Source organism: Lentzea alba, from assembly GCF_011067745.1.
Classification (GTDB): Bacteria; Actinomycetota; Actinomycetes; order Mycobacteriales; family Pseudonocardiaceae; genus Lentzea; species Lentzea alba.
The window spans coordinates 121,411-136,548 of the sequence record NZ_JAAMPJ010000015.1 but is presented as its reverse complement, the minus strand read 5'-3'; the positions used below and the strand labels follow the sequence as shown (position 1 = coordinate 136,548).

General features: G+C 66.8%; 11 protein-coding genes. 7 read left to right on the top strand and 4 right to left on the bottom strand.

The features are described 5' to 3' along the window. Nucleotides 1-741: 741 nt before the first annotated feature. The 6 genes from G7043_RS40545 to G7043_RS40515 all read left to right on the top strand — a co-directional run bounded on the left by G7043_RS40545 (nt 742) and on the right by G7043_RS40515 (nt 9,660). A complete protein-coding gene (locus G7043_RS40545; protein ID WP_166054021.1) occupies nt 742-2,637 on the top strand; it encodes a glycosyl hydrolase 53 family protein in 1,896 nt (631 codons plus the stop codon). 318 nt (nt 2,638-2,955) lie between these two features. After that, the gene (locus G7043_RS40540) at nt 2,956-5,196 is read left to right on the top strand and encodes a rhamnogalacturonan lyase family protein (protein WP_166054020.1); all 2,241 of its coding nucleotides are present in this window, start codon (nt 2,956-2,958) and stop codon (nt 5,194-5,196) included. Nucleotides 5,197-5,237: 41 nt separating this feature from the next. Further along, a complete protein-coding gene (locus G7043_RS40535; protein ID WP_207312415.1) occupies nt 5,238-6,551 on the top strand; it encodes an RICIN domain-containing protein in 1,314 nt (437 codons plus the stop codon). 81 nt (nt 6,552-6,632) lie between these two features. After that, nucleotides 6,633-8,201 carry an RICIN domain-containing protein gene (locus G7043_RS48940; protein WP_242643216.1) on the top strand — a complete coding sequence of 523 codons (1,569 nt, stop codon included), beginning with the start codon at nt 6,633-6,635 and terminating at the stop codon, nt 8,199-8,201. Nucleotides 8,202-8,208: 7 nt separating this feature from the next. Continuing rightward, nucleotides 8,209-9,414 carry a glycoside hydrolase family 5 protein gene (locus G7043_RS40520; protein ID WP_166054019.1) on the top strand — a complete coding sequence of 402 codons (1,206 nt, stop codon included), beginning with the start codon at nt 8,209-8,211 and terminating at the stop codon, nt 9,412-9,414. Between the two features lie 105 nt (nt 9,415-9,519). Then, nucleotides 9,520-9,660 (top strand): hypothetical protein, encoded by a 141-nt coding sequence (locus tag G7043_RS40515; protein WP_166053926.1) that lies wholly within the window; start codon nt 9,520-9,522, stop codon nt 9,658-9,660. Nucleotides 9,661-9,993: 333 nt separating this feature from the next. Here G7043_RS40515 and G7043_RS40510 read toward each other — a convergent pair whose 3' ends face one another. After that, entirely contained in the window at nt 9,994-10,569 is a 576-nt protein-coding gene (locus G7043_RS40510) for a QsdR family transcriptional regulator (RefSeq protein ID WP_166054018.1), read from the bottom strand. A 60-nt stretch (nt 10,570-10,629) separates the two neighbouring features. On the opposite strand from G7043_RS40510, the gene G7043_RS40505 reads away from it, so the two are divergent. Further along, a complete protein-coding gene (locus G7043_RS40505) occupies nt 10,630-11,565 on the top strand; it encodes a DUF1295 domain-containing protein (protein ID WP_166054017.1) in 936 nt (311 codons plus the stop codon). A gap of 498 nt (nt 11,566-12,063) precedes the next feature. Here G7043_RS40505 and G7043_RS40500 read toward each other — a convergent pair whose 3' ends face one another. Genes G7043_RS40500 through G7043_RS40490 form a run of 3 tightly spaced genes read right to left on the bottom strand, consistent with a single transcriptional unit; the run spans nt 12,064 to nt 15,061 of the window. Then, the gene (locus G7043_RS40500) at nt 12,064-12,876 is read right to left on the bottom strand and encodes a carbohydrate ABC transporter permease (RefSeq protein ID WP_313888323.1); all 813 of its coding nucleotides are present in this window, start codon (nt 12,874-12,876) and stop codon (nt 12,064-12,066) included. Next, nucleotides 12,873-13,769, bottom strand: a complete 897-nt coding sequence (locus G7043_RS40495) for a carbohydrate ABC transporter permease (protein WP_166054016.1) — start codon at nt 13,767-13,769, stop codon at nt 12,873-12,875. Before G7043_RS40495 ends, G7043_RS40500 begins: the two co-directional genes overlap by 4 nt. Then, nucleotides 13,766-15,061 carry an ABC transporter substrate-binding protein gene (locus tag G7043_RS40490; RefSeq protein ID WP_166054015.1) on the bottom strand — a complete coding sequence of 432 codons (1,296 nt, stop codon included), beginning with the start codon at nt 15,059-15,061 and terminating at the stop codon, nt 13,766-13,768. Before G7043_RS40490 ends, G7043_RS40495 begins: the two co-directional genes overlap by 4 nt. Nucleotides 15,062-15,138 lie beyond the last annotated feature (77 nt).

Genomic DNA, 15,138 nt, shown 5'->3' with positions numbered 1-15,138 from the left:
CTGAGCGCGGCCGGCTTCGACGAGTTCGGCGACGTGCTACCGCCGAAAGATCGTCCATAGTAGACACTTCTCCTCTGACGGCGCCCAGGATCGTCGTTCGACAAATCACGTCGTTCCACGCCGGGTCCTTCGAGGAGATGAAACCCGAGGCGTTCCACTGCCAGCTCCATCCCCCTGTTCAGACCGGTCGACGTCACCCGCGCCGCGCTGCCGCGGACGGCGGCATCAGAGTCACCGCACAGTGGCCATTGGCAACCGTCCACGCCTCGCACTGATTGAAAGCGCTTTCCGGCCGTTGCCGCAATATCCGCGGCACACTGGTTCACCATCTTCGACACGAGTCCGTCGAACGTCACGTCGATTCGACTGGCGCGAAATCGCCTGCGGCCGCGCTTCGCGCAGCGGTGGACTGATCATCCCAATAGGACTTCCCCCAGGGGCTCGATATCCAGGCCATGCCCAGCGAGCTGCTTGAATCGTTTCAAGACTACCCGCGTCCACGACGCTCCACCGATCCGTCGATCCGTTGGGAAACCGCTTACCTCCCTTTGTTGCACCAGGTTCAGCTCTTGCGCCGGGGCTTGAGACGGTTCATCGTGACTACCCGATGTCCGATGTCGGTCGGCCTCGAGCCCCTTCCTTCCGTTCGAAGGAACCGGTGATGAGAAACCTGGTTCTCGTCAACCCCGAGAGGACTGGATCAACGAGGCCCACCGGCGACACACATGTCGGGAGAGAGACGTGATCGCTCGGTTCCGGTCCAGAGTCACAGCGGCATTCACCGCCTTCGCGACCGTGGCGGTCGGGGTGCTGACAGCTCCCACGCCGGCGCACGCGATCTACGGCACCGCCGACATCAAGCCGATCGAGAGCAACATCGCCGCCAAGTTCTGGGCTTCCGCCACGGCGAGCAGTGGCTCGGCCACCGCCAGATCGGCCATCGACGGAAACCCTGCCACGTCCTGGTACGCGGACGGCCCCAGCGCCCGGCAGCAGCTGACCGTCGACCTCGGCGGAGCCTACGACAACCTGCGAAAGGTCAAGGTGCTCTTCGCCGACCGCGGGGTGGCGTACCGGTACACCATCCAGGTCTCGGCCGACGGCCGGCGGTGGCACGAGGTCGCCGACGAGTCCCGCAACCGCGCCGCCGAACGGGGCGCGGTGCATCTGTTCACCAGGCCAGGAACGCGGTATGTCCGGCTCTCGATCATCGGCACGTCGGGCCACCCCCGGATCGGGGTGAGTGAGCTCCAGGTCTTCAACTACCTGCGCGACGACCTCGTCCTCGGCGCCGACATGTCCTGGATGGACGATCGTCAGGACCAGGAGCACTGGGTCAATCCCCTGGCCGCCGACAAAGGCGCCGGGCCGCACCTGCTCGACGTGGCCAAGGACCGCGGTATGGAGTACTCGCGGTTGCGGATCTTCAACGAGCCCAGGAGCGAGAGCACCGGCCAGCCGGCGGCGATCCCCCGCCAGGGGCCGGAACGCTCGCTCCAGTCCGCGCGGTGGGTCAAGGAGCGGAACATGGGTCTCGGCATCGACTTCCACTACGCGGACTCCTGGGCTGACCCGTCCAAGCAGCCGAAACCGCGCGCCTGGGCCCAGTTGGAGTTCGACGATCTCACCAAGGCGGTGTACGGCTACACCCGCGACTACCTCGGCCGGCTGATCCGGCAGGGCACCAGGCCCGACAAGGTCGCCGTCGGGAACGAGATCATCAACGGTTTCATGTACGGCAGCGAGGCTGCCCTCATCGGCACGACCGCACCGCCCTACTTCGTCGACCAGGCCGACGTCTACCAGTCGAAGCCCGGCGGCGGCCTGCTGTGGCGCTACTGGCAGTCGACCGACCCCGAAGAGCAGCGGCTCTACCACGAGGCCTGGGACCGGTTCACCACGCTGGCCGCGGCCGGGATCAAAGCCGTCCGCGACACGTCACCGAAGACCAAGGTCGAGATCCACGTGATCGTCGGCACCGGGCGGCTCGCCAAGACAATGGAGTTCTGGCACCAGTTCCTGACCAGGGTGAAGGCCAAGGGCCAGAACCCCGACGTGCTCGCGATCTCCTACTACCCGGAGTGGCACGGTACGCCCGAGGCCCTGGAGGTCAACCTGCACACGATGACGACGGCGTACCCCGGCTACGAGATCGAGGTCGCCGAGACCTCCTACCCGGCATCCGGTGGCGACGGTTCACCGATGCCGAACTCGCCGTTCCCCCGCACCGTCCAGGGCCAGGCGGACGCGATCCAGCGGGTCTTCCAGGCTGCCAACGACGTGGTCGGCAACCGGGGCACCGGCGTGCTGGTCTGGGAACCGGCGGGCTGGCAGTCGATGTTCCGCGCCGTGCCGGGGATGTCCAACACCTGGGAGCCGCACGCGTCGATCAACGTGTTCAACGCGAGCCAGGCCAGGCACGTCCTCGAAGACACCGTCCACGTCACCACCCGCGTGGGCAGGGCGCCGGCGCTCCCCTCCGCGATGCGGGTGCTGACCACCTCGAACAACCGCATCAGCACGGTTCCCGTTCGCTGGCAGGCACTTCCGGATGGAGCGACGGACAGGCCGGGCGAGCTGGTCGTCGTCGGGACGACGGCGCTGGGCAAGGTCACGGCGGTCGTCGACGTGCTCTGAGCACCCGGTCACCGTCGATCTCGATGAGCGGAGGTCGAATGCGCAGTCGAATTTCGACAAGACTGTGCACGTTCACAGAAACTCTGTCGAATGCCCTTTCAAGGAGCACTCATCTGCGGTTTCATCCAAGCAGATGGTTCGCCGCTGAGACTGTGCACGTTCACGGCAACGCACCCGCACGAACCTTGAATCACTCGATCAAAGGAGATCGAATGACCGCGTACCGGAGACCCGCCGGCGTTGCCGCCTTCAGCCGGGCTCCGCTCACCGCCCATCTGCGCTGACCTGAGCGTTCGGCTCACCTGACGGAGGTCAACCATGCTCTTGCATCGGCGGCACGCGACACCGCTCGCCGCCGGCGTCGTCGCCTTGACCTTGGCCGGCAACGGTCTCGTCGTCTCGGCGGCCTCGGCGGCGGCGACCCGATACGAGGCGGAAGCCGCGCCGGCCACCTGCGCCGGTGCCATCGAGTCCAACCACGCCGGCTACTCCGGCAGCGGATTCTGCAACGGCGACAACGCGATCGGCGCCGCTGCGCAGTTCACCGTGACCGCAGGCGCGGCCGGCCCGGCGACCATCGCCATCCGATACGCCAACGGCGGAACCGACAACCGTCCCACCGACGTGCTCGTGAACGGTGCGGTCGCCCAACCGGGCACCGCGTTCGAGCCGACCGGCGCCTGGAGCGCGTGGGCCGTGAAGACGTTCACCGTGCCGGTGACCGCCGGCGCGAACACGATCCGGTTGGCCCCCACCACCGCGGCGGGCCTGGCGAACATCGACCACCTCGACCTCGAAGCCGGTGGCACCCCGCCGCAAGAGGGCAGGCAACTGGAAGACCTCAACCGCGGTCTGGTCAGCGTGCGGTCCGGGTCCGGCAACCTGGTCTCGTGGCGGCTGCTCGGAACCGAGCCGGCCTCGACCGGGTTCCACGTCTACCGCGGCACCACGAAGCTCACCGCCGCGCCGATCACCAACTCCACGAACTTCCTGGACTCCGGCGCACCGGCGGACGCCTCGTACACGGTCCGCGCGGTCGTGGACGGCACGGAGCAGGCGCCGTCCGAGTCGTCACTGCGCTTCACCGGCGGCAACTACCTCGACGTGCCGATCTCCCGGCCGGGAAGCAACTACACAGCCGGTGACGCGAGCGTCGGCGACGCAGACGGCGACGGCCAGTACGAGATCTTCCTCAAATGGGATCCCAGCGACCAGAAGGACAACTCGCAGTCCGGCCGCACCGGCAACGTCTACCTCGACGCGTACAAGCTCAACGGACAGCGGCTGTGGCGCGTCGATCTCGGCCGCAACATCCGCGCCGGGGCACACTACACCCAGTTCCAGGTGTACGACTACGACGGCGACGGCCGGGCCGAACTGGCGGTCAAGACGGGCGACGGCACGGTGTCGGGCACCGGACAGGTGATCGGCAACGCGAACGCCGACCACCGCAACTCCGACGGCTACATCATCACCGGACCCGAGTACCTGACCGTGTTCAACGGGCTCACCGGCGCGGCCATGTCCACGGTGAACTTCGAGCCTGCCCGCGGCAACATCTGCGACTGGGGCGACTGCAAGGGCAACCGGGGTGACCGGTTCCTGGCCGGCACCGCCTACCTCGACGGGCAACGGCCCAGCATCATCATGGGCCGCGGCTACTACGAGAAGAGCACGATCGCGGCCTGGGACTTCCGGGGCGGCCAGCTCACCCGGCGCTGGAAGTTCGACTCCGGCAGCGCCGGACGTCAGTGGACCGGCAGAGGCACCCACTCACTGTCCATCGCGGACGTCGACCGCAACGGCACCGACGAGATCATCTACGGCGGCATGACCATCAACGCCGACGGCACCGGCCGATACACCACCAACTTCTACGCCCACGGCGACGCGCTGCACGTGAGCGACTTCGTGCCCAGCCGCCCCGGCCAGGAGATCTGGCAGATCCACGAACAGAGCTCCGGCGCCGCCGCCACCCTACGCGACGCGAACACCGGTGCCGTCATCATGCAGAAGAACAACACCTGCAACTGCGAAGGCCCCGCCCGCGGCGTGGCCGGAGACGTGTACGCCGGTAACCCCGGCGCCGAGTTCTGGGGCAAGGGCACCGGCCTGACCAGTGCGTTCAACGCCTCCGGTGGCAGCGTCGGACGAGCACCCGCCAGCGCGAACTTCCTCGCCTGGTGGGACGCCGACCCCGTGCGGGAGCTGCTGGACGGCAACCACGTCGACAAGTACGGCACCGGCGGCGACACCCGCCTGCTCACCGCTTCCGGCGCGCATTCCATCAACGGCACCAAGTCCACCCCGTCGCTGTCCGGTGACCTGTTCGGCGACTGGCGCGAGGAAGTCGTCCTGCCCCGCGACGACAACGCCGCACTGCGCATCTACGCCACCCCGACACCGACCGACCGACGCATCCACACCCTGCTGCACGACGCCCAATACCGCGTGGCACTCGCCTGGCAGAACACCGCCTACAACCAACCACCACACCCGAGTTTCTTCCTCGGCAACGGCATGAGCACGCCACCGCAGCCGAACATCCACGTCCGCTGAACCCTGGTCCCCGACCACCCCTGCAAGGAGTCATCGTGTCGATGCAACGACGCACCTTCCTGAGGCTGAGCACGGCCGCGGCGGCGACCGTGGGCGGCGCTACCCTGCTCGGTGCCGGCCTGGCCAATGCCGCCCCCGCCTGGACCCTGGGGACCGCGCCGACCACTCCGTTCGCCGTCGGTGTGCGCCAGTACAGCTGGATGCGCGGCAGCCGCCGGATCAACACCTACGTCTACTACCCCGCCACCGGCACCGCCGGCGGCAACCCGGTGACCAACGCCCCGGCCGCCAACGGTGTCTTCCCCGTCTACAACTTCACCCACGGTCTCGGCAGCAGTCCGCAGAACTCCCTGTTCATCATCCGCGCCCTGGCCTCGGCGGGCTTCGTCGTCCCCGCCCCGCACTTCAACCACAACTTCGGCGACGTCAACAACGGCAACACCTCCAAGGACGTCTCGCAGGTCCTCACCGAGACTCTCGCCCTCAACGCGAGCGGACCACTGGCCGGGCGCATCAACACCGGCATCGGCGTCGGTGTCTCGGGCCATTCCCTCGGCGGCATGGTCACCCACGGCCTACTCACCTCCTGGCCCGACAGCCGGATCATCTCCGCCAACCCGCAGTCCTGTGTGGACATGGGCAACCCCTCCAGCACCGTCAACGCCAAAGTCCTGTTCGTGCACGGTGACCGCGACTCGACCACGTCGTACTCCTCGGCCCGGCAGGCGTACACGGAGATGAGGTGGCCCAAGGCGTTCCTTACCTTCGTCGGCGGCAGCCACACCAGCTTCTGGAGCGACCAGCGCTTCCCCAGGACCGTCGTCGACTGGGCCCGCTGGACCATGTACGGCGACACCGCCGCACGCGACCGCCTCCCTGCTGACGCGGCCGGGTCCAACACCAGGTGGGAAGCCCAGCTCGGCGACACGATGCCGGTCCCCGGCAACTACACCCTGGTGGTCCAGCACAGCGGCAAGGCCGCCGAGATCGACGCGGCCTCCACCGCCGCCGGCGCACGGCTCGTCCAGAGGACCACCACCAGCAATCCCAGCCAGCAGTTCGAGTTCGTGGACGCCGGCGATGGCCACGTCCGCCTCAAAGCCCGGCACAGCGGCCTGTTCCTCCAGCCAGCCGGCACCGCCACCGGCGCCGACGTCACCCAACAGCCCGACGCCACCGTCACGAGCCAGCAATGGCGCGTTGTCGACCACGGCAACGACGTGATCAGCCTCGTCAACCGGCAGACCGGCCTCGCGCTGGACGTGTGGGAGTACTCCAGCGCCGAAGGCGCGCGCATCTCCCAGTGGACCTACAGCGGCAACGCCAACCAGCGCTTCACTCGCCGCCGCGTCTGACCCGAGACCCGATGGGGCACCGCTCGGGCGGTGCCCCATCAGGACTCCGACACCCCTTCGCGACCACACTGGACGGGTTCGATGACACAGCCTCTCCACGATCCGGCCCCACCGCGACGTGCCTGCAGACGCCGCACCGCACTCGTCCTCGCCGGCGCGCTGATCGTGAGCGCCGCCGCGGCACTGGTCACGCAACCCTCGGCGCAGGCGGCGGTGATCGACCCGGCGTCCTACTACCAGATCGTGTCGCGGCACAGCGGCAAAGCCGCCACCGTCGCGGGCCAGTCGACCGCCGACGGCGCCAGCCTTGAGCAACGGACCCGCACCGACGCGGCCGGCCAGCAGTTCCAGTTCGTCGACGCCGGCAGTGGCTACCACAAGCTCCGGGCCAGGCACAGCGGCAAGGTGGTGGACATCGCCTCTGCGTCCACAGCGGACGGCGCGAATGTCGTTCAGTGGACGGACAACGGCGGCACCAACCAGCAGTTCCGGGTGACCGACACCGACAACGGACACGTCAAGCTCGTCAACCGCAACAGTGGTAAACCGCTGAGCGTTCGAGATCAGTCCACAGCGGACGGAGCGCGGATCTCCCAGTACGCCGACACCGGTGCCACCAACCAGCAATGGCAGCTGGTCCGGGTCGGCACGGTACCGGCACCGAAGTACGCCGGCTACCTGTTCAGCCACTTCACCGGCGAGAACTCCTCCGCCGGTGAACAGGTGTACTTCGCCCTCAGCCAGGGCAACGACCCGACGCGATGGCGACAGCTCAACGGTGGACGGCCGGTGCTGACCTCGGCCATCGGGACCCGCGGCGTGCGCGACCCGTTCATCCTCCGCTCACCGCAGGGCGACAAGTTCTACCAGATCGCCACCGATCTGCGGATGTACGGCAACGGCAACTGGGACCAGGTGCAGCGGACCGGCAGCAAGTCCATTGTGGTCTGGGAGTCGACCGACCTGGTGAACTGGAGCGCACCGCGACTGGCGCGGGTCTCGCCGGACACCGCCGGGAACACGTGGGCGCCTGAGGCGTACTACGACGAAACCCTCGGTCAGTTCGTCGTGTTCTGGGCCTCGAAGCTCTACTCCCCCAACGATCCCAACCACACCGGCGACACCTACAACCGCATGATGTACGCCACGACGTCCGACTTCCGCACCTTCAGCGCCGCACAGGTCTGGGTCGACAAGGGCTACTCGACGATCGACTCGACCCTCACCAAGCACAACGGCACCTACTACCGCTTCACGAAGGACGAACGGAGCTCGTCACAGTCGGCGTGCGGCAAGTTCATCCTCGCGGAGAAGTCGGCGACGATCCTCAACCGCAACTACTCCTTCGTCGCAGACTGCATCGGCAACAACGCGATCAGGCAGGGCGAGGGACCGCTGGTCTTCAAGTCGAACACCGAAGAGCGCTGGTACATGTTCATCGACGAGTACGGCGGCCGGGGCTACGTCCCGTTCACGACCACCGACCTCAACACCCGGCAGTGGACGCCCCTCTCCAGCTACACCCTGCCCGCCGGCCGCGCCACGGCACCGTCCTGCCGGTCACCCAGGCCGAGTACGACCGGCTGCTGCAGCGCTGGGGCTGAGCCGCCCGGCAGATCCACTGGTTTTGGCACCCCGGAACGGAAGTGAGAAACTCATGGCTTCACAAGCAAGAAGGTTCAGGGTCGGCTTCCTCGCTGCCGTGCTGGCGATCGCCACGTCTGCGTCCGGCCTGGCGGGTCCGGCATCAGCCGACACCATGAACCAGCGCAACGCCGCGCAGATCGTCGCCGACATGGGCGCGGGCTGGAATCTGGGCAACCAACTGGAAGGCACCCTCGACGGAACTCCGAACGAGACGGCGTGGGGCCAGCCGGTCATCACGCAAGCCCTAATAGACAGGGTGAAGGCCGCGGGCTTCAAAACGATCCGAATCCCGGTCTCCTATCTGAGGTACATCGGTTCCGGGCCGAACTACACGATCAACTCCGCCTGGCTGGACCGGATCCAGACCGTCGTCAACTACGCCTACAACCGCGGCATGCACGTGTTGATCAACATGCACGGCGACGGGTACAAGAACTTCGCCGGCTCCTGGCTGATCTGCGACGCGTCCGACCAGGCCACGATCAAGGCCAAGTACCAGAAGGCCTGGCAGCAGATCGCGCAGCGGTTCCAGAACTACGACCAGCGCCTGATCCTGGAGTCGATGAACGAGAACTTCGACGGCCAGTACGGCCGCCCGACCCAGCCGTGCTACTCGAACATCAACGCCTACAACCAGATCTTCGTCGACACGGTGCGCAGGGCCGGCGGGAACAACAGCTCGCGGTGGTTGCTCGTGCCCGGCTGGAACACGAACATCGACTACACTGCGGGCAACTACGGCTTCCGGCTGCCGACCGACCAGTACCGGTCCCCGTCGATCCCGAGCGCCGAGAAGCGCATCATGATCTCCGTGCACTACTACGCCCCGTGGGACTTCGCCGGTGAGGAGAACGGCAGGATCACGCAGTGGGGTCGAGGATCGACCAACCCCGCGAAGAAGTCCACCTGGGGGCAGGAGGACTACCTCGACTCACAGCTGAAACTGATGCGCGACGTCTTCGTCTCCAAGGGCTACCCGGTGGTCGTCGGTGAATACGGCTCCATCGACAAGTCTTCGTTCGACTCCTCGAACAACAGGTACCGCGCCGACTTCGCCCGCGCCGTCGTGGCCACCTCCAAGAAGTACGGCGCAGCCACCGTCTACTGGGACAACGGCCACAACGGCCAGTACGGCTTCGGCCTGTTCGACCGAAGGGCCCGCACAGTGACCCAGCAGGGCATCATCAACGCCATCATGGGTGCCGTCGCCAGCTAGCAGCGGAACAGCCCGACCGCTGACACCAGGAACCGGCGGGGGGCGAGGACGACGGTCTTCGCCCCCCGCCATCGATACCGGCGCGAACTACGGCTTCTGAGAGGGGTGGGCACCTCGCTGGCCGGGTGGGCCAACGTGTTCAGGGATCGTGACGATTTCGCCGACCTGTGGTTCACCACCAAGAACGGTTCCGACCGCGTGGCAGAACGCGTGCGGCTCGAGACCATTGTGGACCGCCCACGATGACGACGTAGCCGCCCGCTCCACTCGAGCAACCCCGCGCGCAGGGCACGAAACCAGGCGACCGACCCCGCCGGAGCAGGAAGGCTTTCAAGTCGTCTTCCAGGAGCGGGACATGCGGCCAGGGCACAACGTCGTCCGGCAGACGCGGATGAGCACGACAGCGACACGAACGATCGCCATGCTCAGCCCCGCGTAGGCCGCGAGGCGTGGCGAGAGCGATCGGCGCAGGGACACACCGTTGGCGTTCTCAACCAGGTCGCTTCTTCAGCCAGCACGTAGAAGCCGCCGAGCAGAAGAGCCACAACGACCTGCGCCGTGCCATGCAGGCACGTGGCACTAGGTGAGGAGTTTCCGGATGATGTCAGTGGCGGTGTCGATGTCCGCTGGGGCACCGGTGATGATGTCGGAGTAGCAGAAGGACTCGGCGAGTCGGACCACGGCGTAGGCCAGCTTGGTCAGCGGGATTTCTGATGTGTCGTCGCCGCGTTCGGCGCGGATGAGGCCGGCCAGTCCGGTCACGAGGCGATGTTGCACGACCCCCTGCTGAGAGGTCAGCACCCGCAGCGCGGTTTCGGGGTCGCGTTCGAGCAGGGCGCGCAGAGGCGGTGAGGCGACGGTGTCGCGCATCGCCTGGTCCAGTACCGCGATCACTCTTGCCATGCCCCGCTGCGGGCTGGCTTGCCACAGGCGCGCCCACGCCCTCTGCGTGATGACCCACAGCACCTCGCCCAGGACGCGGTCTCTATCGCCGTACCGGCGATAGAGGGTGGCCCGGCCGATGCCGGCCTTGGTGGCGAGTTCGCCCATGTCGATGCGGCTCCCGCGCAGGAACTGCCGAAGCGCGTGGGCTATCACCGGATCCACCTCGGGCTCGGTGGCCAGGTTCACATTGGCCACGGCGTGAGACAGCATGTACAAATTGTCTCACGAGACATTCAAGCGGAATGTCTCACCTTGTGCGAGGAGGACCGCATGCGGCGGCTCTGGGCAATGCTGCCGTTCGCCTTGGTCGGAGTCGCGTTGCTGCTGGATCCGGGCACCGCGGGACCGGCCTGGTCGAACCTGGCGGTGCAGGCCGTGTTGTTCACCCTGGCGGCGGCCATCCCGGGGTATCTCACCCGGCACGTGTCGTACGTCGACGTGGCCTGGCCGTGGGGTCTGGTGGGCATCGGCCTGGTCACCGTGTTCACGGCCGACCAGCTCAACGTGGTAACGGTCGCGATCGCGGTGGCCTACCTCGCCATGGGCGCGCGGATGGGACTGTGGAGCCTGGTGCTGACGATCAAGCACGGCTGGTGGACGCCCGGCTCCCCCAAGGTCGAACTACCTCGGTACCAGTATCAGCGGCGACGCTGGGAACGGCAGGGGTTCCACAGCGAGGCTTGGTCCGTCCAGTACGAGATCTGGTTGCAGGGGCTGGCGAACGCGTCGGCGCTGGCCGTCCCCGCGTTCATCGTCGCCGCCGATCACCAGCGGCCGCCGGCTGTCTGGTCCTTGGCCGCTCTGACCCTGTGGGCCGCGTCCTACGTGCTGGAGTCGGTGGCCGACCGCCAGAAGCAGCGGTTCGCCGCCCGCGGCAAGCGGGGTACCTGTGATCGAGGGCTGTGGCGTTACAGCAGGCACCCGAACTACTTCTTCCAATGGATGCAGTGGAACGCCCTGGTTCTGCTCGCACTGCCGTCACTGCCGGCCCGGTTCCACGACACCACACCGCTTGTGTGGGTGCTGCTGACCCTGGGCCTGTTCCTTGCATCCTGGACGCTGTACGCCACGCTGACCAAGCACACCGGCGCCCGTCCCGCCGAGTACTACAGCCTTCGCAAACGCCCTGACTACGCGCAATACCAGGCCACCACCAACATGTTCTTCCCCGGTCCCGTCAAAACCCCTCAGAAAGACGCGGAGTAGCGCAGCTCGCCCGCCCCTCTCAACGTGACGGCACAGTGACCTCATGCCGCAGAGCGAGCAACTCCACGTCCTTGGCCGCGCTGTGACACCCCACAGGTCTTTCGGGCCGGGAAGGATGCGTCCGGTGCTCACCGGGCTGAAAGCGACCCGGTCGGTCTGCAGGACTGCGTCTCCCACTAGATCCGCGCATTGCGGACCGGCACGAACGCCGCTCCGTTCCAGTAGGACACCGTGATCGTCGCGGGCAGGCCGTGTCACGAGTCGATGACGAGCGAGGCCTGCGCCAAGCTGATTGGTGCCCCTCCACACCGGACGGCGACACCCACTCCGCCGCGTGTGCACGACGCACCGCCGGCAGCAGGGCCGTGGCGGCCTTGCTGTAGTAGGTCGACCACCTCGTCGAGCTGTTACCGTCGAGCAGCGCGGCCGGAATGGCTCGCGCTCGTGAACTCCGGGGCTGCACGTTCGTACCACTCGCGGAACTCACCGAGCCGAACTTCATTTGACCGCTCCCGCGGTGATGCCCCGCGTGAGAGTGCGCTGGAAGATCAGGAAGAACGCGATGGCCGGAATCACCCCGAGCAACGCCGAGGCGCTGGTCATCGTCGCGTCCATCAGCCGCTGACCCTGCAGCACACCCAATGCGACCGGCACGGTCTGGGTGTCGTTGGAGATGAGCAGGACCAGCGGCAGGAAGAACTCGTTCCACGTCCAGATGAACGAGAAGACGAACAGCACGCCGAGGGTGGGCCTGCTGATCGGCACCACGATCCGGACCAGGGTCTGCCACTTGTTCGCGCCGTCGATCCTGGCCGCCTCGAGCAGCTCGTGTGGAAACCCGGCATACGTCGAGGACAACAGGTAGGTGCCGAACGCGGCCTGGATGATCGTGAAGATGATGATCACACTGAGCTGCGTGTCGTACAGCCCGGTTTCCTTGGCCAGGAAGTACAACGGGTACACCATCGCTTCCTGCGGCAGCGTGTTCGCCACCAGGAAGGCGATCAGGATCCACGATCTGCCGCGGATCCGGCCGATGCCCAGCGCGTAGGCGTTGAGCACGGACACGACGACCGCCAGCACCGCGACCGAACCGCTGATGATGAAGCTGTTCAACAGTTTCTGACCGAACCCGACCCGGTCCCAGAAGTCGATGACGCCCTGGAAGGTGATGTCGCTGGGCAACGCCAGCGGCCCGTCGGACGCGTACTGCGCCGGAGTCTTGAGCGCGTTCAGGGCCACGATCGCGAACGGTGCCAGCATCACCACCGCGAGCACGATCAGCGACCAGAGCACGGCATGCCGTTTCACGCGCGCTCACCCCGGTTCTGCACTTTCAGGAACACCGTGGTGAGGATGAGGATCAGCACGGTGAGGACGGTCGCGATCGCCGCGCCGTAGCCGACCTGGGTCTTCTCGAAGAAGTTCTGGAACGAGAAGTAGGACGGGACGTTCGTCGCCCCGCCAGGGCCTCCCCTGGTCAGCACGTAGATCGGCCCGAACACCTTCAGCGCGGCGATCGTGCATGTCAGCAGCACCACGAAGACCTCGGGCCGGATCTGCGGCACGGTCACGTGCCAGAACCGGCCCCACCACGACGCGCCGTCCAGCTCGGCGGCCTCGTACAGCGACGGGTCCGCCCGCTGCAGGCCCGCCATGAAGATCACCACCGGATAGCCGAGCTGGATCCACAGCAGCACACCCATCACGCTCCACAGCGCGACATCCGGGTCGCCCAGCCAGTTCTGCCCCAGCGAGCCCAGGCCGACGGCGTCGAGGAACTCGTTGAGCGCGCCCTGTGGAGCCAGGATCCAGCTCCACACGATGCCCGCCACCGCGATCGGCAGCACCTGCGGCAGGTAGACGCACGCCCGCAGCACGCTCGCCGCCCGCTGCCCGAACCTCTTGCCGATCACGTCGAACAACGCCGCCGCGATCACCAGCCCGATGGCCGTCGGCAGGATCGCCATCGCCACGACGAGCGCCAGGTTGTGCTGGAACGACGACCAGAACGTGCTGTCGCCGAGCAGCCGCGTGTAGTTGTCCAGCCCGGTCCACTGTGGATCGCCGACGCCCTGCCAGCGGGTGAAGCTGATGCCGATGTTCATCGCGAACGGCACCAGGATCACCGTGACCAGCAACAACGCGCCGGGGATCAGGAACAGCAGATACGAGCCGCGCTCCCGCACCGTCTTCGCGATCATTTGCCGACGTTCGCCAGGTTCTCCTGGTACGGCTTGGCCAGCTCGTCCAGCGCCTGCCGCGGCGTGGCCGTGCCGGTGATCAGCTTCTGCACCGCGGAGACCTGCACGTCGTAGTAGCCCGGTGCGGGCCAGTCCGGGTAGAAGGCCAGGCGGTCCCCCGCACTGAGGGTCTTGAAGTTCTCGGTGAGCTCCTTGATCTGCGGCGACGCGGCGGGCGAACCGCTGTCCGCGACGGGGACACCGCCCGCGTCCCTGAGCTTGTCCTGGATCTGCGGCGACATCGTGATCGCGATGAAGTCGTAGGCCAGGTCCTTGTTCTTCGAGCCCTGCGGCACCACCCACATGTTGCCCGCGGACCCGGCGGTCAGCCCCGGCCACAGGAACGACCCCCACTGGAAGTCCTTGATCCCGGCGGCCAGCCGGCCGTACCACCACGAGCCCGTGATCATGATCGGGTGCTTGCCCTGCATGAACGACACACCCATGTCCTCGGCCTTCACCCCGGCCGAGTCCTTGCTGACGTAGCCCTTCTTCACCCAGTCGGCGAACGTCTCCGCGCCGTACGTCCACGCCGGATCGTGGAAGTCCACCGTGCCGGTGTACCGCTGGAACCGGTCCACCCAGCCCTTGTCCGCCTTGGACAGCGCGAGCTGGTACATGATTTGGTGCGCCGGGTACTCGGCGCCACCGACCGCGAGCGGCGTGATGCCGGCCGCGACGAACTTGTCCATCGCCGCAGTCAGCTCCTCGATCGTGGTAGGCACGGCGAGGCCCTGCTTCGCGAACATGTCCTTGTTGTAGAAGGCCATCACGTACTCGGCGTAGTTCGGCACACCGAACCACTTGCCCGACCCCATCACGCCCCGCTCGTCGTAGCGGGCCGTGGTCTGGATGTTCTGGCTCAGCTGCTTGTCCCAGCCGCGCTTCGCCACCTCCTCGGAGATGTCGGTCAGCAGTCCCTGCCTCGACAGCAGGCCGGCGGTGGCGTTGCCCTTGTTGTACTCCAGGACGTCCGGCGCGTCCTTGGAGTTGAGCACCATCGGTGCCGTCTTCTGGATCTGCTCGAAGCCCTTCTCCTCGAATTCCACCTTCACACCGGGGTGGGTCGACTCGAACTGCTTGATCGCCTCGGCCCACGCCACGCCCATCGCGCTGTCCGGGCCTTCGTAGTGCCAGAGTTTCAGCGTCCTCGGCCCGTCGTCACCCGACCCCGACCCGCACCCCGTGATCGCCAGCGCGGCAGCCAGCGTGATCGCCAGCGCCCGCCTGGACCGCCCCCACACCCCTGTCATCGACCCCTCCTCGGCACTACGAACAAAAATTGTCGAATTCGAATCGAAACGCTTCGATTTACACCGCCTCGGACGGT

Excerpts from the sequence above, each read along its gene's own strand:
- G7043_RS40540 (WP_166054020.1), top strand. The coding sequence starts at position 2,956 with ATGCTCTTGCATCGGCGGCACGCGACACCGCTCGCCGCCGGCGTCGTC.
- G7043_RS40535 (WP_207312415.1), top strand. The coding sequence starts at position 5,238 with ATGCAACGACGCACCTTCCTGAGGCTGAGCACGGCCGCGGCGGCGACC.
- G7043_RS48940 (WP_242643216.1), top strand. The coding sequence starts at position 6,633 with ATGACACAGCCTCTCCACGATCCGGCCCCACCGCGACGTGCCTGCAGA.
- G7043_RS40520 (WP_166054019.1), top strand. The coding sequence starts at position 8,209 with ATGGCTTCACAAGCAAGAAGGTTCAGGGTCGGCTTCCTCGCTGCCGTG.
- G7043_RS40510 (WP_166054018.1), bottom strand. The coding sequence starts at position 10,569 with ATGCTGTCTCACGCCGTGGCCAATGTGAACCTGGCCACCGAGCCCGAG.
- G7043_RS40505 (WP_166054017.1), top strand. The coding sequence starts at position 10,630 with ATGCGGCGGCTCTGGGCAATGCTGCCGTTCGCCTTGGTCGGAGTCGCG.
- G7043_RS40495 (WP_166054016.1), bottom strand. The coding sequence starts at position 13,769 with ATGATCGCGAAGACGGTGCGGGAGCGCGGCTCGTATCTGCTGTTCCTG.
- G7043_RS40490 (WP_166054015.1), bottom strand. The coding sequence starts at position 15,061 with ATGACAGGGGTGTGGGGGCGGTCCAGGCGGGCGCTGGCGATCACGCTG.